Genomic DNA, 22937 nt, shown 5'->3' with positions numbered 1-22937 from the left:
CTCTCTGCCTCTTCCTAAACTGTGTCGATTGTCTCTGGCCCGGAGGTCGGCCCGGCCACGCCCGAGGCGTTGATCGGCACGATCCAGTAGGCGTGATGGCCCGCCGTGACGGCCGTGTCTTCCCAGCTGTCGACCTGCCCGGGCAGCCCGTATTCCAGCCGCACCAGGTTGGCATCGGCGATGTCGTAGGAGCCGGGCGCGCTGGCATAAACGGCGCGCAGGATCCGCGTGGCGTAGTAGACCTCGTCGTGCGGCGCCTCGAAGTCGACCGTGACATCGCCGCCGGTCTCGCTCAGCGCGAAGCTGCCCGGGACATGCGCGGCGGGCGCCGTGGTATTGGCCACCGCCACCACCTCGACCGGCGTCAGCGGCCGCCACTCTCCGACGCGGTTTGACCGGTGCCGGCACCGGATTTCCGCCTGGTAGGTGGCGCCGTCGATCAGACCGGTCTGCAAGAAGCCGCCAGTACCGGAGGGCAGCATGACCAGCTGCCAGTCGCCGCCCTGTTCGCGCAGGCGCAGGTCCGGGCTCAAGCTGCTGTCCGGCGCGGTCCAGGTCCAGTTGATCTGCGCCACGCCGCCGGTGCCGCTGACCGCCGTGCCGGTGAGATCGTCGATCGTGTCGATCGGATCGGTGCCTTCGACGTCCGCCGCATTGTAGCTCGGCCGCGCCGGCTCTTCGCTGGCTGCCACGAACTGGCGATCCTCCTCGGCGGTCGAGATCAGTTCGACGGTGAAGGTATTGCCGCCAGCATTGCGCTCGACCCTGGCCACCTCGCAGATCACATCCTCACCCAGCACCGGGTGCGAGACGGTGACGAAACGATGCGCCAGCCCGGCGGTGCCGCCGGCGTCATTGTCACGCCCGCCGATCAGCTCGTAGCCGATCAGCCCGATGGTGCCGGTGATCTTGAACCGCGCCCGCTCGGCCCGGGCCAGGGGCTTGAGCACCCGAAGCACCTGGTTGTGGCTGTCAATCGGATAGAGTGCCAGCTGCTGGGCATTGCGCCCCGCCTCGGCATCGACCACCCAGGCCGCCGAGGGTGTCTCGCGATAGCCGTTGTCAGGCTCGCGGTACTCGGCGAAATACTCGGTCTTGGGGTTGAGGCCATGGTTGCCGTCGACCACCTGGCAGCTGAAGAAATCCCGCGCCTCGAGCGCCAGGGTCGGTGCCATCCAGCGCCCGGCGTAGAAGTCGACCTTGCCGTCGGGGCGCTGCCAGAGATAGCCGTCTGCGGCGCCGAGGAACTGCGCGATGACGGTCTGGAAATCCTGATCGTCGGTGAACGTGTGGTTGAAGGTCCAGCGCGTCTGGGTGCCGCCGTCTCCGTTCGTCACCAGCGCATCGCAGATGTCCGCCTCGACCGCCACCCGGTCCCAGTCGACGTCCAGCCCCCAGACGGTCACCAGCTCATGCGCGAGGCAGAGCGCCCAGTTCTGCGACCAGCCGGTGGCATCGCTGCGCGGATCGTAGATCTCGTTCCAGCCGCGCCAGATGCCGGTGTAGACCGCCTCGCGACCCGAGGGGTAGACCTCGAGGAAATCCTCCCGCGGCACCTCGCGGCAGTAGTAGGCCACGCCACTGTGCCCGGCAAAGTCATGCGCTGCGGTGAACTCAGTGAAAGTCGAGACCAGGATCGGATCGGCCACCTGCCCCGCTCCGCCGGTGAAGGGGCGGATGCTGACCCGGCTGCGCGGGGGATCGTCGAATTTGTAGGGCTTGGTGATGACCTCGTGATCCAGCATCACGCCGTCGAAGGCCGAGCCCTTGGCCAGTGTCACCTCGCGCAGATCGAGAAAATGCGCCTGCGGCCCTTCGCAGGGATGCGCGGCGACGGTTATCACCATGTGCTTTTGCTTGTCCCGTATCCCCGAACGGAAGGCCACCACGCCGCCCTTCTTTACTTCGCCATAGACCCGCTCGAAGGGCGAAATCGGCTGCACGTAATTCGCAAACTGCGCCGAAGGCCTGGGGATCTCCGGCTGCGGCGTGAGCAGGTTGACCACGGCCGACAGCGCCAGCGACAGCAGCACCCGCCCCGCCAGCGACCCGAACAGTAAGCCGCCGACCGCCGCTCCGGCCGCCGCCGCGCCGCCAAGCGCCGTGGCCACGGCGCCACCTGCGGCCCCGTAAAACCCGGTCGCCGCCAGGAAGCCCTGGAAGAAGAGGGTCACCGGCTCGGCCGCGGCCTGCGAGGGCGTGGTGAGCGCCGTGGTGCAGACCATCGCCATGGCGAGCGCGCGTTTACGCAGCTGCTTGATCGGCATAGCCAACTCCCCATGCGGCAATGAGTGTGCCCGGCCGGGCTGCCAGCACGCCGGGATCGGCGCGGCAGGCAAAGAGCTGCGGGCCGACGCAGATGCCGGCGGTGGGCAGGATGCGCCCGCCTTGCCCCGGGTATTTGAAGAGCGCCACGTCGCCGCGCCGGGCCTCGGCCACCCGCGAGAGCCCGGCGCGCCGCTCGAGGTAGTTCTCGGCCAGCGGCAGCGGATCGGTGAAGAAACGGTAGGCCTTCTGCGCGCTGGCGAAATCCTCATAGGTCAGGCGCAGGTCGGCGGCGAGATCGACGCCGTCGCCCTTCACCGCGCTCACCCAGTCAAGCGGCGCCAGGATGCAGTCATCCTGCCCCCAGACATGCGGCCGCGCCGTCCAGCGCTGCAGGGTCAGGCTCAGGAGGTTCATGATCCGAAGACCTTCTCTTCGCGCGGCTCGGTCGGGATGAACTCGTAGCTCGGGTTTGGCGCGCCCAGCTGCCGGGCATGATCGGTGGTGTTGTAGACCCGCCGGGCCGCGCCGCCGCGCACTCGGAAGGCGCCCTCGAGATGCATGGTGATCGAGCGGTTGAGCGCGTCGGGCGCGTTGAAGGTCAGGTGATCCATCACCTCCTCGGCCACCTGCTGTGGCGCGAACTGCGGCGCGTAGAGCTCGGAGATCGCGCCGATCGGCTGCACGTAGCGGCGCAGCGCGTAGCCCTTGACGTAACCGGCGCCCAGCTCGCGCAGCTTGCCGATCAGGTCGAAGTCATCCGCCGGGTCCTCGATAAAGCCCAGCGTCATGCTCGAGGCCTTGGCGGTGCCGCCGATGCCGAACCCCAGCGCCTCGTCGCGCACCATTTCGGATCCGACCCACTTCTTTCCGGAGGAGTCCGTGAACACGCCCTCGGTGTGCAGCAGGAAGCGATGGGTGCCGTCCGGCGTATCGGCCTCGACAAGATGCAGCAGCCCGCCGACCGGGTCGCGGGGGTCATAGTCTTCGGGAAAGAAGCTCATCGGTTGAGAACCTCCTGGAACTTCATTTGAGGGCGCGCGACGTGGTTCCGCGTATAGACCGGGTTTCCCATCCCCTCCTCGACAGCCTCGAACAGGCCGACGCCCTCCAGGCGGATAGGGTCACCGTCGGCCAAAGGCGCCCGGAGAGGCATCTCGATTGTGACGCTGTATTGCGTCCCGTTCTGAGAAAGGATGCTGGTCACCATGAACGGCCAATCCGCGGCGCTCATGATCTGCCCAACTTTCGGCGCCACGCCCGTGAGCGAGACGTCGAGCGTAATCTCGCCGGCCCCCGCCGCGAAGGCGCCAACCGCCAGCGCTACGGGCACATAGGCATAGCCCACGCCATTGGCAAACGACTGCCCGCCAGAGAACGACACGCCGCTCGAGCCGAGCTGGCCTGCCGCACTCCGCCAGTCAAATCCCAGCGGGTCGATCATCGGAACGCGGTAGATATGCCTGCGCCCCTGGGCACTGGCACGGATCGCCCGCCATTGAAGGATTGCCTCTCGACGCAGGTAAACAGTCGGTGACCCGGTCCATCGAGGGAAGGCATTGTAGATGGCCGTCGACACGCCGTCCGAGGTGTCCCCCAGGCTCTGACCGCGCCAGTCAGGCGTCCAATCGCAGCTCAGCAGGCGCATGATGCTGCGCGGGAGCGTGATGATATCCCTCTTCATCACTACACCCCGCGCAGCTGCAGGTCGGCCAGACGCCCGCCCAGACCTTCGCTCTGCGCCCGGGCCGACATGCCAACCAGCTGGGCTGCATTCAGCTGTGATTTCTTCAGCCAGGAGACCTGCACGCCGTCGCCAATCGCGAAGACAGGAACGGCCTGATCTTCACGACCGGACCGGCCCACGCCCTGCGATTGGCCTCGAACCTCGCCCGGGGAGTGCAGCATGGGAAGCAAACCGCCATCGGCGCGTTTGGGCAGGCGCAGCGTGCGGATCGCCTCCATGAACTCGACCCCGTAGTGATCGACGGCCGCCGCAGGCTGCATGAACTCGCCACGCGACCCCCAGAACAGAAGGTTATCCTGCCGCTTGCCGCCGAGCCCTTCGAGCTTGCCGCGCGCGCGCGGCACATCCTGAAATCCGCCGCCCTTTGCACGTTTCGGCAACACCATCCCGCCGTCACGAAAGAGGCCCAATGCAGTTGAGGTGGCGGTGGAAAAGCTGCTGCCGACCGACTTTCCGAAAGACCCGCCGCCAAAGCCGGAAAATGCCGCGCTCATCAGCTGCGCCAGGTACTCCCAGACCGGGTCGAAGGCGAGCGACCAGAGCTTGCCGAGGATCATCGAGGTGATATCCTCCCAGAAGGCCACGACGCCGGCGCCACCGGGCTTGAGGTTGTCGAAGGCGCTTGAGATCTGACCTTTCCAGGCCTCGACATCCGCGGCCATCTGTTCGGTTGAGCGCTTGATGCCCTCCGCCGCCGCCTCTTCCTGCTCGCGCGCCGCCATCAGCCGGCCATAGGCCGTTGCCTGTTCGTTGATCACGTCGATCAGCAGCCGGCCATCTTCCGCGAGCGCCTTTTGCGGATCGATCCCGGCCTCCTTGGCCCGCTTGAGCGCCTCATGTTGAAACGTCAGCCGCGCCTGCGCTTCGACAGTGCGCCCAGCAAGCTCTGCCTCGAGCCGCAATTGATCCAGCATTTCGGTGCCGGCAGCCACCACCTGCGCCATCGCTGCGCTGCGCGCTTCCATGGCGGCCACATCCGCCTGCGCCCGGTCACCGACCCCGTTGTCGAAAGCAGACAGGATTTTGTCACCCGGGACCCTGTTCAGGCCCTGCCATTCAAGACGCAGACCGGACACGTCGCGCCCACGGCGGTCGATCAGCCGATCAGCCATCTGATCCTGCAGCTCAGGGCTGAACAGCTCGTTACCGCTCAGCCCCATTTCCTCGATCAGGCCGCGCAGGGTCTTCGACACGATCTGATAGCGGCCGACAGCGGAAGACCCCTTACCATTGCCATGCTTCGCCCGATTTGCCGGGTACGACAGCATCCGGGCCTGAAGCGCGAGCACCTCATTCAGCGTCATGCCGACCAGGTTCACATCGCCGCCGGTCCAGTCGCCATAGTCGAGGGTCTCGTTGTACCCCCGGCCCTTGTCGGTCCCCTCGGCAAAGCCGATCAGATCGCGCAAGCCTTTCTTGGCCGCATCCGAGGCGCCCGCCGCAAACGTGACCCGATCACTGTGCATCCGGCTGCGCGCATATTCGCCGTAGATCTCGGTCAGCCGACCAACCTCATCCGCCGCCTTGCGGGCACTGTCGCCAATCTCATCAAACGGGCGTTCGGCGGAAAGCTCGGTCGCCAGCTCCTGATTTGCTTCCAGCTGATCGCGGATCAGCTGAAGCTGCTCTTCAACTTCCGCCAGCTCGGAAATATTCTCGCGGAAACCCGAAAGCCCGTCCTCACGCAGCAGCCGGCCGGCGTCGATCGCGTCGCTCAGCGCGCGCAGCAGATCATCGATCGCGGCGGCCAGCTCGATCTCGCTCGAGGCTTCTTCCAGCGCGACCAGCTCTTCGCCAAAGAGCCCGGTTTCGCGCGCCATAGCCGCGAGCTCCGCGACTGTGCCATTGCCGACCAGCGCCGCGCCGCTGTCGCGGATCTCCATCAATCGATCCCGCACCGGCTCGAGATTGGCACCCACCCCGCGCAGCCGATCGAACTGCTCGAAAAACTCGCCGGCCGAAATGGTGCCCGCTTCTAAGGCCTCGCCCGCCTCGGCCAGTCCGGCCAGCAGATCGTTTTGCAGATCCCTGGCCAAGGGTTGCAGATATCCCGCAACCCCGTCTTTGGGCCGGTAGCGCTCGAGAGAGGCCACGAAATCGTCAATGCCGTCACCGTCCCAGAAGCTGCCGCTCATAGCGCCCCGCGCCTCGGCATAGCTCCGCTCGAGATCGGCGCGCGCTTGCTCCAATGCTGCGCGCGATTGGGTCAGCATCTTTTCCGTCGCCTCGGAAACCTCGCCCCCCAAGGTTTTCTGTTCTTCGGCGGCGCGTTTGCTGGCCTGCTGATAGGCGTCGAGCGCGGTCGCTGCGCGCGTGGCGGCAGCCTCGGCACGGTCGACCGCGTCGGCGGCGGTATCGGTGTCAATCCCGAAGGCGATCAGCGAGCCTGCGGTGATCGCCAGCGACAGCGGCCCGCCGAGCACGCCCGTGAGTGCCCGGGCGGCCAGACCCATGCGCGCCAGAGGGCCGGCAGCACGGCTGGCAGCGGTGCCAACCCCGGTCGCGGCACCGGCAATCTCTATCAAGGCCGCCCGGGTCGCGACGGCTTTCGCGACCACCAGAGTCATGCCGCGCCCGACCAGGTACACGGTCAGCGCGTTGGCCACCCGCTCGACCACCTCTTCCACCTCGGCGAAATTCTCGGTCAGATAGCGCAGCGCCTCGGTCACGCGACGCACGGCGCTCTCGGCGAGGTCGAGCCCGCCATTTTCAGCGGCCTCGAGGTTCAACGCCTCCCAGGCTGCTGCCAGCTCCTTCAGCGCGCCATCGAGCCCGCGCAGCCGCACCTCGGCCTGTTCTTGGGCCGAGATCTCGCCGATCGCACCCGACAGCTCGCGGATACCCGCCGCGCCTTGCTTTGCCAGCGCCGCGGCGGTGCGGATTGCATCGGTGCCAAAGACGGTCTTGAGCGCATCGTTGCGCGCCTCATCCGAAAGGCCGGCCAGACCGTCCTGTAGTTCCTGGGCGATCTCTGCCGTCGCGCGCATATTGCCCTGAGCATCGAAGAACTCGAGCCCGAGATCCTTCATCACCCCTGCAGCCTTTGCCGACTCCGGCGTGAGACGCTGCAGAAAGGTCTTGAAGCTGGTGCCGGCATCCGAGCCACTGGCAAAGCTCGAGGCGGTCGCGGAAAGCACCGTCAAAAATTCGTCAATCTCCACGCCGGTGGCGCCGGCCACGCCACCGGCCTGGGCGATCGCCAGCCGCAAATCATCGAAGCCGAATTTTGAGGTGAAGGCGGCGCCGGTCACCCGGTCGACGATTTCCGGCAGCTTGCTGGCTTCGAGCCCAAACTGCTGCATCAGATCGGTCACCAGGTCGGCCGCCGGCGCCACTTCCGCGCCGAGCGCTCCGGCCAGCGACACCGAGGAGACCAGCGCCCCGTCGAGGATCGAGGTCACGTCGAGACCATTCTTGGCCAGAACCTCGATCGCCTCTGCCGATTGCGTGGCGGTAAAGGCAGTGGTGGCCCCCAGCTCCTTGGCCGCGGCCGAGAGCTGGGCGATCTGCCCCGGGCTCGCCTTGGTGGCCGCCTCGACCCGCTGCATCATCGCCTGAAACTCGCGCCCGGCACTCAGGGCACTGCGCCCGAAGGCCACCACGCCGCCGGCGAGCGCGGCAGTACCCATGAAACGCGCCACCCGCTGCAGCGCTGGCAGCTCAGCGGAGATCGCACCGATCGAACCGCGCAACTCGCGTGCCGCGCGGTCGGTTGCGCGCATGCCGGTCGAGGCCGGCCGGGCGGCCGCCTGGATACGCCGCAGGCTGCGCTCGCCTGAAGCGCCGAGCGCTTTCAGATCAGCCTCGAGCTGTCGCTGCCCCGACGCGGACAGCCGGATAGTGTAATTTCTTGCTGTTGAACTCATTCGGTTCCGTCCTGGTCCTGCATCCTGACGCCAGCCTCGATCAGGCCGGCCTCCCAATACGGCAACAAAAGCGCTGCAATTTCAGTGGGGATGCCCTGACCCTCGAGGAGGGCAAGGCAAGCCGAGAAGTCGAGCCCGACATAGCCACGGGCGCCGATCCGGCGCTGGTGCAGGATCTGGTGGCCCAGAGCGGCAACGGCGCGCCCCTCAACCGATCGCGGCATGTGAAGGTCTTCCGGGCACGCGCCCTCGCCGCCGAACCTTGCGCAGGAATAGCCGGGCATCGCCCGGCAGTCCCGGCAATGGCTCAGCCCGCCGCTGTAGCGGTAGAGTGCGAGGGCGCGAAGCCGTTTCCCTCCTGTTCCAATTCGAACCAGGGCGCGAGGAGCTGCGCATGCAGCGCCGAGGCCACGCCGGGGAAAAGATCGAGAAACAGGTCGAGGCTTTCGGCCGTAAGCGGCGCAGAATCGCCGGTGTCGGTTTCCACTCCGCCCCAGGCGGTGCCAAAGCGCAGCACCAGCAGTTTGACCAGGTGCCTGGCGGCCTGGCCGCGCAACGCCTCCTCATGCTCTGGCGGCAGGTCTTCATCATCGGTTGCCGCCGCCTCGAAGGCCCGGGCCGCCGGCAGCGTCTCCCGCGCGAGGCGCAGGGCGGTGGCTTCCGCCTCGCGCAGATCGGCATAGGTGAAGGGCCGATGCGTGACCTTGACTCCATAGCCGAGTTCAAGCGTGCGACCCTCGGTCAGGCCGCGTTTGAGACGCAGCGCCATCAGCTGGCGTTGGCGTAGGCGGCGGTCGCATTGGTGAGCGTGATCTCGATCAGCTCCGCCCCTGCGGCCGGGCGATTGGTGCGCCAGTTGAAGTCCTGCGAGATCAGCCCGCGACCGTTGATCGGCACGCCGCTGCGCTCAAGCTGGAGCGAGGGCACCGCGATCGACAGGCTGTAATTGGCGCTGATCTGCCAGGCAAGCGTGAGCGCAAAGGCGGTGCCGACGTCAGCCAGGTCATAGAGCTGCGCATCGCGGAACCGTGCGCCGATCGTGCCATTGAGACCCCAGACCCCATCGGAAATCTCGGAAGCGGTCGCTGCACCATTCAGGCTCTCCTGATCGGGCTCGCGCCCGGTGTTGAGGGTCAGGCCAACCGAGGTCACTCCCGCCACCTCGCTGCCGTCGAGGCTCAACGCGCCCTGGAACCCGACCGGCACCGGGTCGACGGCGTATTCGACCGGCGTCGAATCGAGGGTAGCCCCGGCCTTGACCTCTTCGCGCCCCGCCGCATTGAAGGTCACCCGCTGGCGGGTACCGTTCTTCTGCGCGTTGATTTCCATGCCCGTCGTTGCCAGCGAGTCCTGCGTGAAGTGCTGGCCCACTCCGGCATGGCTGATCCCGTGCGAGGCCAGCAGGATCGAGGGCAGCGCCGCGGCAGTGAAGCTGTGAACGTATGGGCCGAGGCCGGTGGTGGTCGGAAGGCCCAGCAGCTGCGCGAGATGCCACCCGATGCTGTCGAAACCCATCGGCACCTCGAAGGTGCCAGCGAGGTTGCGCAGGCCCGCCACCACTTCGCCCGGGAAGTCATCGCCATAGATCGCCTCGTCATTGGCCAGCTCACCCGAGGGCGACACGTTGTAGCTGTAGAAGGGCAGCTTGTAGAACGCGCCATCGAGCGCGGCCTCGGCCGCGCCAAAAGCCGCCTGGCGCCGCACCAGCAGTTTTGCCTGATCTCCGCGTGCATTGGGCATAGGTCAGTACTCCATCGGATTTTCGGTGGTTTCGTAAAACAAGGTGACGGACAGCACCGCCCCCTTGAGGCTCTCCGCCCCCGGCATGGGGACGGCCTCGCTTTCTTCCGGCGCCCCGGGCACCAGGTAATCTATCGCGCCGCCGAGGGTGCGATCGGCCATCAGAAAAGTCGCCGCCGAGACCAGAGCCGCGTCGATCGCGCTGTCGCGAGCGGCGGCATCCGCTTCCTGCACGACACACTCCAGCTCCACCGGCCGCTGCCATTCCCGCACCCCGGTTCCGAGCCTGGTGCCAACCTCTTCAGGATTGCCGGGCACGATATTGATCAGACCGGCCGGCGGGCAAAACTCGGGCAGTTCATACTCGCGCAAGATCGTCGCCGCATGCGGCGCGAGCGCGGCCTGCAGGGCAAGGATCGCCGTCTCATGTTTGCTGGGCATCACCGCAACTTCCGGCGCTTGGTAGTCTGGAACGCCGCGTCGATATCGCTGGCAAGACCAGGCGCCACCATTTGGGTTACCGCCTTGACGTTGAGCCTCCGGCGCAGTCGCGCCTGCGGCACCAGCCAGAACATCGGCACGGTATGCAGCCCCTCGCCAGTGCGCAGCGCTTTCTTGCTGCGCGACAGGGCATAGCCCCCCGACTTGCCTTTCCGCGCCCGCTGGTTGTCGACCACGAGGAGCGAGGCGCCGTGGCGGCGGTAGACAAAGCGCAGCGGGCCGAAACGATGCTCGGGAAAATTCGACGGATTGATCCGCTTCCGGTCATTGCCGAGCTTTGGCGCCGAGGGTGTTGGGATCGCGAGGAAAAAACCGTCTGACGATTTGACCGTCGCCCCCGCATCGAAGGCCTCGATCAGCGTCTCGGCCTTTGTGAAAACCATTGAAGCCGCGCCGAGCGAGCTGCCGTGCCCGGGGTAATTCTTCTGCTGCCAGCTTCGCGACAACCGCCGGCCCAGGCCGCCGGCAATCACATCGGCGCGCAGCGCCTCTTTCAGACGCGTGGCACGGCGCTTTACACCACTCGTAACCGCCCGCTCAGCAACGTCCAGCTCCTCGCTCAGGAAATCGGATAAGTTGCCCTCCAGCGCTGCGCCAAGCCGCGCCCTCATAACAGCACCGTATTCAGCTGCACCTTGTGGCGGCGCGGATCGCGTACCTGAATGTGCTGCACACGCCTGCGATCAGCGCCGATCGCAAGCGTCGCGCCTTTGCCCTGGCCCTCGAAATCGCTGGCGAGGATCTCGAACAGGCCACCCGCGTCCTGGATTTGCAGCGAGCCATAATCCGCGATCGCGTCATCCTGTGCCGGCAGCAGGCGCACGGGCTGCGCAGCACCGTCCGGATCGAGAATGGCCTCGATCCCGTGCGCCTCAAATGCAACCTCGACCGCCCGCAGAAACGGATCCATCGTGATCAGCTGCCCGCCGCGTCGCCGTCGGCGGCCTCGGGGCTCTCGCTGCCGGCCTCGGTACCGGCGCCGTCGGCGGTCGCGGCTGTCTCACCAGCCTTCGGCGTCGCGGCCGCCTTCGCAGCGGTGGATTTCGCCGGCCTTGCCTTGTCGGCCGGCTTGGGCTTGACCGCCCCGCCATTGCCCACCTTTTCGATCTCGGCAGCCACCTCAGCCGGCACCGCGCCGATCCAGCCGGCCGGCAGGGTGCGCCGGGTCGAAGGCCCGGTCCGGTAGGTATGCGCCGCGGTCATCTTGACCGTCACGGGCGCCTCGGTAGTTTTGCGTTTCGGCATGTCGAACGCCTCCTCTTTCACAAGGGCCCGGCGCACAAGGCGCCGCGCCGGTTGGGTTTCCAGCCTCAGTTTTAGGTATAGCCACGCACCAGCACGCCGGGGCGCAGGCACATCGGCATGGTCTGCATCATCGCCTCGACATCGGCGAAGCGGTCCTCCTGGCGATCGGGGAAGAGCGCCGAATAGAACTCCTCGCCGGGCAGGTTCGTCATGCCAAGATAATCGGCCGAGCCGTTGAACTGACGGAAGGTCTGGCGAGTGCCAATCGGGAAGAACATCGCTTCGCCTGCGGGCACGAAACTGCGCGTCACCGTGCTGCCGTCTTCCTGCGGCACCGGGCCCTCACCCTGGTATTCCTTCCAACGGATGCCCTGGAAGTCGAACCCGGCCGAGGTATCGTCGCGCAGCGGATCGCCGCCATTCTGGTTCTGATAATACTTGTAACGGTCCTTGAAGTCGGCATGCCCCATGAGGGCGTCGGTGAAGTCGGGATGCGTGAGCCCCATCACGCCGGTCATCACGTCGCCGAGCAGATTGGTGCGAATGTGGCGGGTGACCGCACGGGCGCTGACGGAGAGGTCCGGGATCGCGTTGCCGAAATCGACCGATTTGCGGGTGATGCCAAAGGCATCATGCAGATCGACCAGCACCGAGCCATCGGCATCGATTACCTGCCCCTGCAGCGCGCCGGCGCGCAGGTATTCGCGGGTGATGTCGATCGAGCCGCGCAGCTCTTCCTGCCGGTCGACCACCTCGCCCATCACCTGTTTCAGCTCGGTTTCCGAACCAAAGGCGCGGATGCCGTCGATATCGTCGGCGGTGATCCGCGACTTGAGGCCAAAGCGCTCGGTGCGGAAGTCGAGCAGGTCACGCTTGCCGCGCGCCTGACCCGGCAGCGAGGTGCCCCGGGTCGAGGACGGCACCAGCTGCAGCACGCCGTTTTTCTTCTCGATCGAGAACTTGGTGCCGCGGATCGGCTTCGGACCGAACAGCCCCAGTTCGCCGATCAGCCCCCATTGATTGGGAATGACGCGGATCGCCTCGCCAAGCTCCATGGCCCGGAAAGCGTCAGTCTTGAAAATATCCATATGGGCCATGAAACAGGCTCCTCTTCTGGTGTCAGAGGCGCCGCTCGGGCGCCGGAAAGAAGCTCGCCAGGCGCGCCCGGCGAACCAGGTCAGCTCACCTTGATGCCAAGCGCTTCCAGCTCGGCGCAGGCCGCGTCGCGCTTGGCCTCGGTGTCATAGGACGCGTCGAAGGTCAGGCCGAAGCGGCGCACCCGTGCGTGACGGTTGAGGATGATCGCTGTCACGTCCTCAGCGCCGGCGGCCGCCGGCGTCAGCAGCACGCCCGCCACTGTCTCCGAGCCATCCACGCCCGCTTCATTGCTCGCGACGTATTTCGCGGAGGCGGTCACTTTGCCCAGCACGGTGCCGGGCGCGAGGTCCGCACCGGCGGCAATGGTTACCTCCTCGCGGCTGTAGTTGTCCTGCTCTTCGAACAGCAGGAAATCACCGGGCGTCTTGCCCTCGGTCAGTTTGGTCATGTCCATCACTCCTTAGCTGCTGGACGGTCAGGGATGCCGGCCCGAAGGCCGAGGCTCAGTTTGCGTGCCGGGCCTTGGCCAGGTCGGCCATGCGCAGGGTCTCGGCACCAGCCGAAGGCGGCGCATCAAGCTCGGTTGCCTCGCCCTCCATCACCGAGCTCAGCGACTGCGCGGCGGCCTGCTTGGGCGCTGCCGCCAGATGCTTGGCCGCATCCTCCGCGCTCATGTCGCTGTTGAAGGCAAAGCTTTTGGCCAGGTCCTCCCGCCCCTGCGCTTCGGGGTGACCGAGGATCGCGGAAATCCGGGCGCGTTCATCGGAGGCGCTCGGGGTACCGGGTGCCGCCGCGGCGGGCTCTTCCGGCGTCGGTTGCGGCGCGGCTGCCTCGGGCGTTTCAGGTTGATCCGGCGCGCCGGCGGATGGCGGCGCCGGCGGCGGGGTGATCGCGGCGGTTTTGGTCATGGTGTCAGCTCCTTGCTTGCTGGCTGTGCTGGGCGCCGGTACCGGCCGCCCGTTGATCTGCGCGACGAAACGCTCGAACGCCGCGCGCGGGTTGTCGATTTCATCGGCCAGCCCGGCCTCGACTGCCTGCGCGCCGATGAACGTCCGGGCCTCGGTGGCAAGTGCGGCCTCGCGGCTGAGGCGATCGCCGCGCCCCTCGGCCACAGTCGCCGCGAAGAGCTCGCGCAGGTCCTCACATTCGCGCTGCAGGTCATCGCGCACCGCCTCGGGCAGCGGTTGGTACGGGTTGCCGTCGGCTTTGTGCGCACCAGCCGAGATCACGGTGACCCGAACGCCGTTGGCCTCGACCCTCTCGCTGTAATCCGCATGCATGCAGATGACGCCGATCGAGCCGGCGCCGCCCGATCGCGGGATGATGATCCGATCAGCCTGCGAGGCAATCGCATAGGCTGCGGAAAACGCATGCGCCGAGATGAAGGCCCAGACCGGCTTCGAGGCGGTGAGCGCGCGGATCTCATCCGCCAGCTCGAAACAGCCTGCCACCTCACCGCCGAAACTGTCGATCTCGAGAGCCACACCGCGAACCATCGGGCTCTCGGCCGCCGCGGTGAGCTGCGCCGAAATCCCCTCATAGGTCTGTTCGCCGGACGACTCGCCCAGAAAGCTGCCTCGGTGGATCAGCGAGCCGGTGATCGGGATCACGGCCACTCCGTCTATGCTGCGAAACGGCGAGCGCCGACCGGCGCGAATATCATCCTCGAGACGGTCATCGAGAACCGAGGCCGCCGGGCGCATCCGCGCCGCCGGCGTGGGTTCGGCGCCCTCGATCGTAACCGGCGCGCCGAGCAGGCGTGGGCCCAGCCCGGCGACGAAGGCTGCGGCTTTGGCCGGCGCAGCCAAAAGCGGCGTGTGAAACACACGCTGAGCAATCTGCGGATAATCCATGATGTCAGTCCTCGGGTGTCATCTGCGACCCACCATTGTGGCCGAGCAGCTTGGCGAAACTCTCCTGCATCGGATGCAGCGTGCCCTCAGGCATGGACGCGATCTCGCCTTTGATCTGCTCCATGTTGTCGGCGTAATCGGTGCCGGTGAGCTCCGCCGCCTCCTCCTCGAGGGTCGAGAGTCCGAGCGCGACGCGCATCGCCGCCGCCTGAGCTTCCTTCACCGGATCGACAAAGCCTTTGCCCGGCCCGATCCATTTGGCCCGCGTATAAGCTGGCCAGAAGGCATGGAAATCCGGCGCGCCCGCAGGCAGCACGATATGCCCGTCGAGCACTTTCTCCTCGAGCCAGGCCATGAAGAACGGCTGACAAAAGCCTTGGGCAAAAGCGGTGCGCCGCGCGCTCCACCCGCGCCAAATCTCGATCATCGCGGCGCGCGCGCTCGAGTAATTGGTCTTCGACCAATCCGAGGCGAGCTGCTCATAGCTGATCCCGAGGCCGCTCGCGATATTGCGCAGCACCGCGCTCTCGAAATCGGCGTATTGCGCGGCCGGCCGCGCCGTAGACACCATCCCGATCTCGTCATTCGGGTAGAGCGCCTGCACCCGCGCGCCGCCAACCTTGACCCCGCCGGAATTGCCATAGAAGCCCTGCCGCGCCTCCTGGTACTTGAGAAAGCCCTCGCCGCCGTTCTCGGAGAACAGCTCATCAATGACCTCGGGCCCCATCGGCGATTTGATGAAGGCCGCCAGCACCGCATTGATCACCGCCGCCTGCAGCTCGACCCTGCTGTAATGGTCTTCCATCCGCAGCCGCTCGACGATCGGCGCCAGGCGCGAAATCCCACGGGTCTGCCCGTCGCGGGTCTTGTCAAAGAAATGCAGCACCTGTGGCCGGCCATGGGTCGTTTCCCGCGCAATGCGCTTCCAATTCCACTGCTCGGCGCCGTCAAACCAGATCGTTTCCGGGTGCCCCTGGCGAAAGTGATAGGCCCGCGCGATCCCGTCACGGCTGATCTCGATCCCGCCGCGCAGCCGTGCCTGGTCAGGTAGGTTTTGCGGATTGCTCATCAGGTCCGGATCGACCAGACGCATCGTGGTTTTCGTCGGTCGGTGCCGGCGCCAGTTGACCAGAGCGATCGCCTCGCCCTCGATCATGTAGGTCCGGTAGGCGGTGCCGAACATCTGCGGCACAGTCTGCGCCCGGGTGGTGTCTGCCAAACAACGGGGATCCTGCGCGTAGCTGCGCCAAAGGCCCTCGACCTCTTCCTTGAACTCCCGCGCCCATTCCGCGCTCAGCCCCAATGCGCGCCAGTCGGGCTTGAGCAGCGGGCGGAAATTGGCCCCGATGACGCTGTCAACTTCCTTCGAGACCGCGCCGGCCGCCCAGCCGTTGTTGCGCACCAGGTCACGCGCCCGCGCCGTGGCGCGATCTCGGTTCGGCAGGATCTCGGCGTCCACCGCCCGGTTGGACGGCATGAAGCCCGACATGGTGTCGATTGACGGATCGGCGGCGGTGTAAGGCGTGGTGCCGGAGAACCCCGCATCGCGCGCCGCCGCGCCCGACTTGCGCGGGATCTTGGGAATTCTGGTGAGGTCGCGCACCATCAGAAGCGCACCCGCCGCGACATGCCACCCGGTCCGACCTGGCCGAGATCGCGCTTCAGCTGCTGAATATAGCGCCGCAGCTTGACCTCATCGACCGGCGCGAACTCGGTCCGGTGACCGTCATAGCCGACAACGGTCGCGCTCTGGCCCACCATCAACGCGTGCAGCGCCGTCTGCGCCTCGGTCAGACGCGCCTCAAGGGTCGCTTTGTCAATCGCCATCGGGCCTCAACACGTTCAGGAGACGCTTGGCAGCGTCGGTTTCTGGTTTCGTCTTCGCCGTCACACCGCGCTTCGAAGCGCGCGCCAGCGGCAAGTCGGCGTCGAACAGATCACCCTGCTGGTCGGGAGGCGGCGCGGCGCGCTCCACGCCCAACGCGTCCCATTGATCATCGGTCATCGAATGCCATCCGCGCCGCATCGCGGCGGCCTCGGCATAGTTCATCGTATCGAGCGCCTCATTGCGCCGGGTCGGCTCGACCAGGTCCCAGCGTGAGGTCATCACCCCTTGGGCATTGCGGCGCACAACCCGGGTCTCCGAGGCAAGCATGCGGTAATACTCATCACCGAGCGCGCGGGCGAACCGTGTATGCCCGCGCTCGGCCGGGTCCTCCTTGCCGAGGTGCGCATAGAGGCCCGCCTTGAGCGAGGAGACGTTGAGGTTGAACGCGCGTTTCTGCGCGCGCTTCGCCTTGCCATCCTTCCGCCGCTCGAACTTCTGAAGCGACATCAGCGGGCCATTCTGCTTCGAGGCGCCCTTGACAATGATCACCCGCGACCACGGATGCACCCGGGCCCAGCTCCAAACGTCATCGGTATAGGCGCCGCCGTCGATCGCCAGCATATCGATCGCGATCGGCAACCCAAGCTCGGTCTTCCAACGCTGTTTGAGCAGCGCGTTCAGCGCCGCGCGCCCATCTTCATCGCCGATATGATGCGGGATAACCCGGTAATCGATCACCCAGCGCCGCCGGTTCCTGCCGAAGGCCACCAGCTGCACCTCGAGGCGATCATCCTGGCAATCCACCCCGGCCGCGAAAATGAACCCGGTCGCCGGCAGCACCCCGCGCTCGAGCACCTCGCCCGGCTCGGCGTTTTCCGTGCGATCGCGCAGTTTCTCCCAATCGGGCGCGTCGGTGGCCTGCTCATAGGGCAAGCCCAGCACGTCATTCCAAAACACCTGCTCGACCCCGGCGCTGACCGCGGTTGGCGCCGCGGGCTTCTTGGCGCTGCTGCCGGCCTCGAGCCGGGTCCAGCCCATCACTTGGGCGTATTCGACCGCGATCGAGGCCCAGTCCCGCTGCGGCGCATAGGCCCGCCACAAGTGAAACCCCGGATGGCTGCCTCCGGGGTTGCGCTTCACCCAGCGGCCAAGCCGTACGATCTTTTCCTTGTCGCCGTGCCGGATCGGCTTGGTGCAGCGCTCGCAACGGAAATGCGCCGCGGCGAGGTTTTCCGGGTCGATCTGATCCCGAAAGTTTTCCCAGGTCAGCGGCTGCTCATGCCCGCAGTTGGGACAGGGCACGTGGTAGAGCCGCTGGTCGCTACGCTCATAGGCCGAGGTGATCCGGCAGGTGCCCTTGATCATCGCGGTGCTGACCCGCGCGATCTTGGCATCCTCGAACCCCGACGCCCGGCTCTCGGCCAGCTTTTCCGGGTCCCCTTTTTCCGAAGGCTCGAATTTCGACAGGTCATCCATGATGACCAGCCGCCGGCTGGTGCCGGTCAGGTCGGCCGGCGAGCCCGCCGAAGCCACCTTCAGCGAGCCGTTCCGATCGAGGGTCTCCTGGTTGAACGTGTTGTCGCGGTTCTCGCCCCTGCCCGCCCCAAACACCCGGATCAGCCCCGGCGCCTGGCGGCGCATCGGCATCCACTTGTTGTTGACCCACTCGCTCGCCGCGCTGCCGGTCGGATGCACAATCAGCGAGTCGAGCGGGGTGTATTCGTGCCATTCCGCCAGCGTCGGCTGGATGATCGACACCGTCTTGCCCCATTGCGCCGAGCCCCGGATCGTCACCTCGCGCGCCGCATGCTCGGGCGACAGCACCTCGTGGATCTCGCGCAAAAACGCGAAACGCGAGACATCGAACCGGCCCGGCATCGGCGAGCGCGCGTCAAACACGATGTTTTCCTCGCACCAGCGAGTGATGTCGGGCGGCGGCGGCGGCGCTATTGCCTGGGCGATCGCCCGCGCGATCACCTGCTCTGCCGAAACCAGAAATCCCATCCGCTCAGAAATCCTCGGCCTGTTCTTCCGCTGACAGCTGAGCGGCCTCGGCCTCTTCCGCCTTCACCGCGGCGCGCCCGGTACGATACTCCCGCCAGACCTCGGTCAGGATCACCCGCACCTCTCGAAAGTCGACCCCCATGTCATCAGCGATGCGCCGGGCGCCGGTGCGGATCACCGAGCTTTCGATCTGCGCGATCTCCTGGGCGATCTGCCGCGCGGTCTCATTCGCCACCACGCTGGCCAGCACCAGCGTGTCCTCGGCCTCCCTGTTGCGTCTTCGGGCCGCGCGCGCATCCTCTTCGGCCTTCAGCGTCCTCGCCAGTTCATACCGGCTCGGCGCCTCGGAACCGGCTGGATCCTGCGGCAGATCACGCTCGGGATCGCCGCCCTCGCCGCCCGCGGGCTCCGAACCTGACAGCCGCGCCAGCGCTTCGGACGTCTTGGCGCCATTGCCGAGCATCTGGCCCGGATCGAGCCGCCGGCCAAGCATCGAGGCCACCTTTGCCAGATCGAAACGGCGATGCCGGCCCGCCCCGCTGTAGCAGCCCTCGAGCTGGCCGCTGCTCACCATCTGGCTTATTCGGCCCTTGGAGAGTTCCAGGACACCGGCCAATTCGGTTGCTGTCAGCTGCCCTGTCATCCGTCCCTTTCCATGGCACTGGTGCGGCGCCCGGGATTGGCGCCGGTCGCCTTGGCCCAAACGGCCTCCCTTAAACCCCCTAAACCCGCAATCGGTTTAGGCTTTGGTTTCAGTTTAGTGAGCTAAAACACATACGCTTAGCCGCCCCGTATACGCCGCAGCCTGAGGAGGGACCCGCCGTTTTGGCTGGCGCCAGGCGCGGGCGGCTCAAACGCAAAGCGCCCGGAGCGGGGTTTCCGGCTCCGGGCGCAGTTCGGTTCGCAGACAATATGTCAACGGGGGGCAGATTTCGTCAACACCTTTTTTCGCGGCGCGGCTCCCAGGGCGCCCGCTCGGGCATCACGTCAGTGACCTCATGCGCTGTCAGGTTGTTGTAAATACTGAAGGTTTCCCTGACCTCCCAGAGCGCATCCCACCAGCGCAAATAATCGCGTCGGGCGCTTGCGATCTCCCAGGCAGCGGGTCGGATGACCACCGGGCAGCAGGTCACCGCGTCCTCGACGATCACGCCCTTGCGGTTCCGCCGCCTCTGCGCCGGCCAGCCATCGACGCCGAACTGGGCCGCATCGACCGTCCCGGCCCGTATGCCGTGCTGGTTGGTGTGGGTGACCGCAGGCCGCACCGCCGGTCTTGCATCCGGCATCCAATCCGGCACCCGCCCGACGCGGGCCAGCTCGGCGATCCAGAGCGCCATGCGCAGCCCGCCCCGCGCCTCGGGTAGATGCGCCAGAGCATCGGCCACCAGGTCAGCGTCGTGATGCGGCAGCGAATGGCCGCCACCGTCGACGCGCCCGACCTCGAGCTGCGCCATGACGTAGCCGGTGCCGCTCAGGGTGCGCGGGCCGGCGCCGGTCTCGATGCGGGCGCATTCGGCGCGGAAAGCCCACTGGATCAGGTCCCAGACCGCGATGCGCTTGCGGCCCACCGCAAAGCCAGCACTGACATTCACCGCCGACGCCATCATGTCGCACCCTCCTGCCGCTCAGGCTCGACCAGCGCCTCGGCGCGCGCGGTCAGTCGGCCATACCAGGCGAGGAACTGGGCGTCGTCGCCGTAGTCCCTCCCGCGGGCGACGCGCTCTCGCGCCTCGGTGTATCGCCGCAGCAGATCCGCAGCGGAGGCGGCCACTTCGCGACGATCCTTCGGCGTGTAGGGCGGGCGGATGTTGCACTCGATGAAGAGCATCGTGGCGACCAGCGTGCCATCGGCCTGCGCCTTGGGCCCTTCGATCGAGGCGAACCAGCTGGCGCATTCCGGCCAGGTTTCGATCGGTCGCGGCCGGGCGGCTTGGGCGTAGAACACCACCGTGGCGCGCTGCGGCCAGAAGCAGCGTTGCGCCCCCTCGCCATGGGCCGAGAGGCAGGCCCTCAGCAGGCGCAGTTCCTCGTCGCCGAGATAGCCGAGCCAATCGGCCATCCAGTCGAGGTAGCTGCGCTGCTTCTTCTCGTCGGTGCCCTTCGGAAAGCGAAAACCCATGCCGCCATACCCGCTCGCCAGCGGATCGATCAGCAAGCGACGCACCCGGCCGCGTTTCGTCTCGACGTCAGTCATCTGCACGATCCTCATTCTCAGCCTGTGAAATGCCTGCCGTCTTGAGCTCCGCTTCGGTCAGCATCCCGGCGGCGAGGATGTGAGCGACGACCCAGGGCCGGACCTCGTGCAGGGCGTCGGGCCGCCCGCCACGGAAGTCCCGGACAGCACGCTCGGCGCTGTGGTGGACCTGCGGATTTTCGGAGAGCTTCGGAGCGGTGTCGCCGCCCCTATGGTTAGAATATGGTTTAGCTATATAATAGGGCGGGTCAGATCTGACCCCCTTTCGGGTCAGATCTGACCCCCTTTCGACTTCCAGCCGGTCAGATTTGACCCCCTTTTCAGGGTCAGATTTGAACCCCTTTCCGGTCAGATTTGACCCCCTTTTTTTCGGGTCGTGTGACGGGTAGAGCGGCACCACTTTGGCACGGCGGAAGAACCGGTAATTGGACACAGAGCCTCGGCTCAAACCGGGCCGGCGATCAACCCACCCCCCGCTCACCAGCTCGGCAATTCCACGCTTGGTGGTGCTGGCTGAATGGCCGGTAATCTCGCTGATCCGATGGTTGGTTGCGGCGCAGGTCGCGGTGACATGGTTGGCAATGTCCAACACCAGAACATGCGCGATCCTGCAGGCCCGATCGCTCAGGTCGGCGTCCGCGCGCACGGCCGCGAGCCACTGGAAACGCTCTTTTTCCCACGCCTGATCTGATATCAGCCGAGAAGCGCTACTGTTTGACAAGGCAATATCCTGCTCTGGCCGCATAATGCCGCCCTTCCTGCGCCTGTTTGCACGCGTGTGATCACGTCGCGCGATGTGTCATGTGGGGTGCGTTGCCCACTCGCCTGCCTCCGGCGATGTGGAGTGAGGACCGCTCAAGGCGGCCCTCGCGCGCGCTTAACCTCGGGTTCTGGCCGGGGCGGACAGAAGGTCGAAAGCATCCGAAACCAAGTGCCCAACCTCACCCACACAATCCTCATCAGACAGGAAGGTGATAACCTTGCAGGCCAACGCCTCCGACCCCGGCGGCAAATCGAAAATGTAGGCATGGACCAGGTTGCGATCCGCGCCAAACGCGGCGTAGCAACGATCCACGAAAGGATCGTCGCCAAAGCCAGGATAAGCGAGATTTTCAAGGGCGCGGAACAATTCAACGAGGTTCCATTCCGACAATCCGGCAAGGTCCTCGGGGCGCAAGCGCGCAGGCATTTTGGAAACCATCTGGCATCTCCTATGTAATCGGTTTTTCCGACCACTGGGAGGCCAATCCCTGGTGGCCGGACGCGCAGAATTGGCCTTACCGCCCATAGGAAGCGGCGCCCCCGCAGGGGCTTCCACACGCCCGACCATAAGAAAGCCGCACTCAAGGCGCGGCTTTTCGAGCGCCTATGGATGGACAGGAGACCAATCCCGACAGGCCGGATTTTGCCGGCCTGCGCGGTCATCCTGTCCGAGGCGCTGGGATTTGTCAATTCCGGGGTCACTGCGGATCACCCCCGTGAATGGCGCAATACTCATCGCGATGAGCAGCCAGCCAGTCGGCCAGGGCCTCGAGTTCCCAGGGCGCAAGGGTGACCGACACACCGTGCGCCGCCAGCTTCCGCCAAAGGGCCTCGAGGGCGAGTATGGCGCAGGGGGTCATCGTGCCGCCCCCGCAAACTTGCCAACCTCATTGCCCCAGACCGCCCAGCCCTCGCGGCATTGGCGCGAGAAAAGCTCGAGCCGCCGGGCGCCGGGCATCAACGCCTCGCAGGCCTTGAAAGCCTCGTCAGGCTTGCGGGAATGTTCACGCACCGCCGCCTCAATGGTGATCACAGAGCGCTGGAGCGGGCAGTCCGGCTCAATCTCCGCGCCGGAGACCACCACCGACCGGGTGGCCCGTGTGGTGCGCGGCGCCCCGCGGGTGGCGATCAGAAAGGGCTCGTTGGCCGAGCGCAGCACGTAACCGGTGCCCATGGTCAGCCGGCCGTGCTTCGAGCGCTTGACCCACGTGCCGGCGGTCTTGAAGGTGAAGCCCCAGCGGCGGATGACCTCGAAGGCATCGGGCAACAGCGGATTGCAAGCCCAGAGCCAGAGCAGGCAGTCGCGCGCCGCGACGGCCTCGACCGGCATCCGGCAGATGTCTTCGGTACTCTCGCAATGGTAATGGGCCTGCGGCGCCTTGGCCTCGCCCTTTTCCGACCGCAGGTCAAAGCGCCAGGGCGGATCGGCCATGATCAGACCAAAGCCGCCGGCCGGGCGGATATCGAACAGGCTGGCGATGCTCATGCCACCCTCCGCTTGTCCCGACGCCAATAGGCCCGCATGTCGAAATCGGGATCGGCGGCCGCAGACCGATAGGCCCGCAGCACGTAATCCGGATCCAGCCCGCAGAAATCGCAGACTGTCTCGAAACTGACACCGGCGCGGGCGCGCCCCTCGATCCAGTCCTGTGCCAGCGCCTGGTCGAGATGCGCCTTGCGGTCAAAGCCCCGCCTGTTCGCCCCACCAAGGGCCAGCTTGAGGTGATCGGCCATCATGGCGCGCCACATCCGTTGCAACGGTCGCAGCTCGGCCGGCAACTCGCCGTCTCTGTCAGTCTCGACGTGCATCGGCCCCCCACAGGAATGCGGGCAG

25 protein-coding genes are annotated in these 22937 nt (G+C 66.4%); all 25 read right to left on the bottom strand.

The genetic code is table 11. The features are described 5' to 3' along the window. Positions 1–14: 14 nt before the first annotated feature. Entirely contained in the window at positions 15–2267 is a 2253-nt protein-coding gene (locus AC0J5K_RS08270) for a phage tail protein (RefSeq protein ID WP_274562203.1), read from the bottom strand. Further along, positions 2245–2682 carry a DUF6950 family protein gene (locus AC0J5K_RS08265; protein ID WP_274562204.1) on the bottom strand — a complete coding sequence of 146 codons (438 nt, stop codon included), beginning with the start codon at positions 2680–2682 and terminating at the stop codon, positions 2245–2247. The genes AC0J5K_RS08270 and AC0J5K_RS08265 overlap by 23 nt, the downstream gene beginning before the upstream one ends. Next, on the bottom strand, positions 2679–3269 hold the full coding sequence (locus AC0J5K_RS08260) for a hypothetical protein (protein WP_274562205.1): 591 nt from the start codon (positions 3267–3269) through the stop codon (positions 2679–2681). Before AC0J5K_RS08260 ends, AC0J5K_RS08265 begins: the two co-directional genes overlap by 4 nt. Next, positions 3266–3949 carry a hypothetical protein gene (locus tag AC0J5K_RS08255; protein ID WP_274562207.1) on the bottom strand — a complete coding sequence of 228 codons (684 nt, stop codon included), beginning with the start codon at positions 3947–3949 and terminating at the stop codon, positions 3266–3268. Before AC0J5K_RS08255 ends, AC0J5K_RS08260 begins: the two co-directional genes overlap by 4 nt. A gap of 2 nt (positions 3950–3951) precedes the next feature. After that, positions 3952–7878 (bottom strand): phage tail tape measure protein, encoded by a 3927-nt coding sequence (locus tag AC0J5K_RS08250; protein ID WP_274562209.1) that lies wholly within the window; start codon positions 7876–7878, stop codon positions 3952–3954. Further along, positions 7875–8102: a DUF7697 family protein gene (locus AC0J5K_RS08245; protein WP_274562211.1), complete on the bottom strand. Its 228-nt coding sequence runs from the start codon at positions 8100–8102 to the stop codon at positions 7875–7877. The genes AC0J5K_RS08250 and AC0J5K_RS08245 overlap by 4 nt, the downstream gene beginning before the upstream one ends. 83 nt (positions 8103–8185) lie before the next feature. Continuing rightward, positions 8186–8647, bottom strand: coding sequence for a hypothetical protein (locus AC0J5K_RS08240; RefSeq protein ID WP_274562213.1), 462 nt, complete (start codon positions 8645–8647; stop codon positions 8186–8188). Further along, on the bottom strand, positions 8647–9618 hold the full coding sequence (locus AC0J5K_RS08235; protein WP_274562215.1) for a phage tail tube protein: 972 nt from the start codon (positions 9616–9618) through the stop codon (positions 8647–8649). Before AC0J5K_RS08235 ends, AC0J5K_RS08240 begins: the two co-directional genes overlap by 1 nt. Before the next feature lie 3 nt (positions 9619–9621). Beyond that, positions 9622–10059 (bottom strand): hypothetical protein, encoded by a 438-nt coding sequence (locus AC0J5K_RS08230; protein WP_274562217.1) that lies wholly within the window; start codon positions 10057–10059, stop codon positions 9622–9624. After that, on the bottom strand, positions 10059–10730 hold the full coding sequence (locus tag AC0J5K_RS08225; protein WP_274562219.1) for a DUF6441 family protein: 672 nt from the start codon (positions 10728–10730) through the stop codon (positions 10059–10061). The genes AC0J5K_RS08230 and AC0J5K_RS08225 overlap by 1 nt, the downstream gene beginning before the upstream one ends. After that, entirely contained in the window at positions 10727–11029 is a 303-nt protein-coding gene (locus AC0J5K_RS08220) for a head-tail joining protein (protein WP_274562221.1), read from the bottom strand. The genes AC0J5K_RS08225 and AC0J5K_RS08220 overlap by 4 nt, the downstream gene beginning before the upstream one ends. A gap of 5 nt (positions 11030–11034) precedes the next feature. Beyond that, positions 11035–11364 (bottom strand): hypothetical protein, encoded by a 330-nt coding sequence (locus AC0J5K_RS08215; RefSeq protein WP_274562223.1) that lies wholly within the window; start codon positions 11362–11364, stop codon positions 11035–11037. Between the two features lie 71 nt (positions 11365–11435). Next, positions 11436–12461 carry a major capsid protein gene (locus AC0J5K_RS08210; RefSeq protein ID WP_274562224.1) on the bottom strand — a complete coding sequence of 342 codons (1026 nt, stop codon included), beginning with the start codon at positions 12459–12461 and terminating at the stop codon, positions 11436–11438. An 80-nt stretch (positions 12462–12541) separates the two neighbouring features. After that, on the bottom strand, positions 12542–12910 hold the full coding sequence (locus tag AC0J5K_RS08205) for a head decoration protein (protein ID WP_274562226.1): 369 nt from the start codon (positions 12908–12910) through the stop codon (positions 12542–12544). 55 nt (positions 12911–12965) lie between these two features. Next, the gene (locus AC0J5K_RS08200; protein ID WP_274562227.1) at positions 12966–14315 is read right to left on the bottom strand and encodes a S49 family peptidase; all 1350 of its coding nucleotides are present in this window, start codon (positions 14313–14315) and stop codon (positions 12966–12968) included. A gap of 4 nt (positions 14316–14319) precedes the next feature. After that, positions 14320–15921: a phage portal protein gene (locus AC0J5K_RS08195; protein WP_274562228.1), complete on the bottom strand. Its 1602-nt coding sequence runs from the start codon at positions 15919–15921 to the stop codon at positions 14320–14322. Continuing rightward, the gene (gene gpW / locus AC0J5K_RS08190; RefSeq protein ID WP_274562230.1) at positions 15921–16142 is read right to left on the bottom strand and encodes a gpW family head-tail joining protein; all 222 of its coding nucleotides are present in this window, start codon (positions 16140–16142) and stop codon (positions 15921–15923) included. The genes AC0J5K_RS08195 and gpW overlap by 1 nt, the downstream gene beginning before the upstream one ends. Next, entirely contained in the window at positions 16132–18120 is a 1989-nt protein-coding gene (locus tag AC0J5K_RS08185) for a phage terminase large subunit family protein (RefSeq protein ID WP_423135780.1), read from the bottom strand. The genes gpW and AC0J5K_RS08185 overlap by 11 nt, the downstream gene beginning before the upstream one ends. A 31-nt stretch (positions 18121–18151) precedes the next feature. Then, the gene (locus tag AC0J5K_RS08180; protein ID WP_274562234.1) at positions 18152–18790 is read right to left on the bottom strand and encodes a hypothetical protein; all 639 of its coding nucleotides are present in this window, start codon (positions 18788–18790) and stop codon (positions 18152–18154) included. A gap of 292 nt (positions 18791–19082) precedes the next feature. Next, the gene (locus AC0J5K_RS08175) at positions 19083–19754 is read right to left on the bottom strand and encodes a hypothetical protein (RefSeq protein WP_274562236.1); all 672 of its coding nucleotides are present in this window, start codon (positions 19752–19754) and stop codon (positions 19083–19085) included. Next, positions 19751–20341 carry a hypothetical protein gene (locus AC0J5K_RS08170; protein ID WP_274562237.1) on the bottom strand — a complete coding sequence of 197 codons (591 nt, stop codon included), beginning with the start codon at positions 20339–20341 and terminating at the stop codon, positions 19751–19753. Before AC0J5K_RS08170 ends, AC0J5K_RS08175 begins: the two co-directional genes overlap by 4 nt. Then, on the bottom strand, positions 20334–21062 hold the full coding sequence (locus AC0J5K_RS08165) for a hypothetical protein (protein ID WP_274562239.1): 729 nt from the start codon (positions 21060–21062) through the stop codon (positions 20334–20336). Before AC0J5K_RS08165 ends, AC0J5K_RS08170 begins: the two co-directional genes overlap by 8 nt. 156 nt (positions 21063–21218) lie before the next feature. After that, positions 21219–21542: a hypothetical protein gene (locus AC0J5K_RS08160; RefSeq protein ID WP_274562240.1), complete on the bottom strand. Its 324-nt coding sequence runs from the start codon at positions 21540–21542 to the stop codon at positions 21219–21221. A gap of 417 nt (positions 21543–21959) precedes the next feature. Continuing rightward, positions 21960–22589 (bottom strand): MT-A70 family methyltransferase, encoded by a 630-nt coding sequence (locus AC0J5K_RS08155; protein ID WP_274562242.1) that lies wholly within the window; start codon positions 22587–22589, stop codon positions 21960–21962. Further along, positions 22586–22912, bottom strand: coding sequence for a hypothetical protein (locus AC0J5K_RS08150; RefSeq protein ID WP_274562243.1), 327 nt, complete (start codon positions 22910–22912; stop codon positions 22586–22588). Before AC0J5K_RS08150 ends, AC0J5K_RS08155 begins: the two co-directional genes overlap by 4 nt. Positions 22913–22937 lie beyond the last annotated feature (25 nt).

Source organism: Marinovum sp. E3, from assembly GCF_055755275.1.
Note: the sequence above shows the minus strand (reverse complement) of the source record. Positions and strands in the feature narration are given on the sequence as shown.

What these genes read in the sequence shown, in the direction of transcription:
- AC0J5K_RS08220 (WP_274562221.1), bottom strand. Translation starts at nt 11,029, where the DNA reads ATGGATCCGTTTCTGCGGGCGGTCGAGGTTGCATTTGAGGCGCACGGG.
- AC0J5K_RS08245 (WP_274562211.1), bottom strand. Translation starts at nt 8,102, where the DNA reads ATGCCGCGATCGGTTGAGGGGCGCGCCGTTGCCGCTCTGGGCCACCAG.
- AC0J5K_RS08210 (WP_274562224.1), bottom strand. Translation starts at nt 12,461, where the DNA reads ATGGCCCATATGGATATTTTCAAGACTGACGCTTTCCGGGCCATGGAG.
- AC0J5K_RS08205 (WP_274562226.1), bottom strand. Translation starts at nt 12,910, where the DNA reads ATGACCAAACTGACCGAGGGCAAGACGCCCGGTGATTTCCTGCTGTTC.
- AC0J5K_RS08255 (WP_274562207.1), bottom strand. Translation starts at nt 3,949, where the DNA reads ATGAAGAGGGATATCATCACGCTCCCGCGCAGCATCATGCGCCTGCTG.
- AC0J5K_RS08235 (WP_274562215.1), bottom strand. Translation starts at nt 9,618, where the DNA reads ATGCCCAATGCACGCGGAGATCAGGCAAAACTGCTGGTGCGGCGCCAG.
- AC0J5K_RS08175 (WP_274562236.1), bottom strand. Translation starts at nt 19,754, where the DNA reads ATGATGGCGTCGGCGGTGAATGTCAGTGCTGGCTTTGCGGTGGGCCGC.
- AC0J5K_RS08250 (WP_274562209.1), bottom strand. Translation starts at nt 7,878, where the DNA reads ATGAGTTCAACAGCAAGAAATTACACTATCCGGCTGTCCGCGTCGGGG.
- AC0J5K_RS08160 (WP_274562240.1), bottom strand. Translation starts at nt 21,542, where the DNA reads ATGGTTTCCAAAATGCCTGCGCGCTTGCGCCCCGAGGACCTTGCCGGA.
- AC0J5K_RS08260 (WP_274562205.1), bottom strand. Translation starts at nt 3,269, where the DNA reads ATGAGCTTCTTTCCCGAAGACTATGACCCCCGCGACCCGGTCGGCGGG.
- AC0J5K_RS08180 (WP_274562234.1), bottom strand. Translation starts at nt 18,790, where the DNA reads ATGACAGGGCAGCTGACAGCAACCGAATTGGCCGGTGTCCTGGAACTC.
- AC0J5K_RS08225 (WP_274562219.1), bottom strand. Translation starts at nt 10,730, where the DNA reads ATGAGGGCGCGGCTTGGCGCAGCGCTGGAGGGCAACTTATCCGATTTC.
- AC0J5K_RS08270 (WP_274562203.1), bottom strand. Translation starts at nt 2,267, where the DNA reads ATGCCGATCAAGCAGCTGCGTAAACGCGCGCTCGCCATGGCGATGGTC.
- gpW (WP_274562230.1), bottom strand. Translation starts at nt 16,142, where the DNA reads ATGGCGATTGACAAAGCGACCCTTGAGGCGCGTCTGACCGAGGCGCAG.
- AC0J5K_RS08240 (WP_274562213.1), bottom strand. Translation starts at nt 8,647, where the DNA reads ATGGCGCTGCGTCTCAAACGCGGCCTGACCGAGGGTCGCACGCTTGAA.
- AC0J5K_RS08170 (WP_274562237.1), bottom strand. Translation starts at nt 20,341, where the DNA reads ATGACTGACGTCGAGACGAAACGCGGCCGGGTGCGTCGCTTGCTGATC.
- AC0J5K_RS08155 (WP_274562242.1), bottom strand. Translation starts at nt 22,589, where the DNA reads ATGAGCATCGCCAGCCTGTTCGATATCCGCCCGGCCGGCGGCTTTGGT.
- AC0J5K_RS08265 (WP_274562204.1), bottom strand. Translation starts at nt 2,682, where the DNA reads ATGAACCTCCTGAGCCTGACCCTGCAGCGCTGGACGGCGCGGCCGCAT.
- AC0J5K_RS08195 (WP_274562228.1), bottom strand. Translation starts at nt 15,921, where the DNA reads ATGGTGCGCGACCTCACCAGAATTCCCAAGATCCCGCGCAAGTCGGGC.
- AC0J5K_RS08150 (WP_274562243.1), bottom strand. Translation starts at nt 22,912, where the DNA reads ATGCACGTCGAGACTGACAGAGACGGCGAGTTGCCGGCCGAGCTGCGA.
- AC0J5K_RS08230 (WP_274562217.1), bottom strand. Translation starts at nt 10,059, where the DNA reads ATGCCCAGCAAACATGAGACGGCGATCCTTGCCCTGCAGGCCGCGCTC.
- AC0J5K_RS08215 (WP_274562223.1), bottom strand. Translation starts at nt 11,364, where the DNA reads ATGCCGAAACGCAAAACTACCGAGGCGCCCGTGACGGTCAAGATGACC.
- AC0J5K_RS08200 (WP_274562227.1), bottom strand. Translation starts at nt 14,315, where the DNA reads ATGGATTATCCGCAGATTGCTCAGCGTGTGTTTCACACGCCGCTTTTG.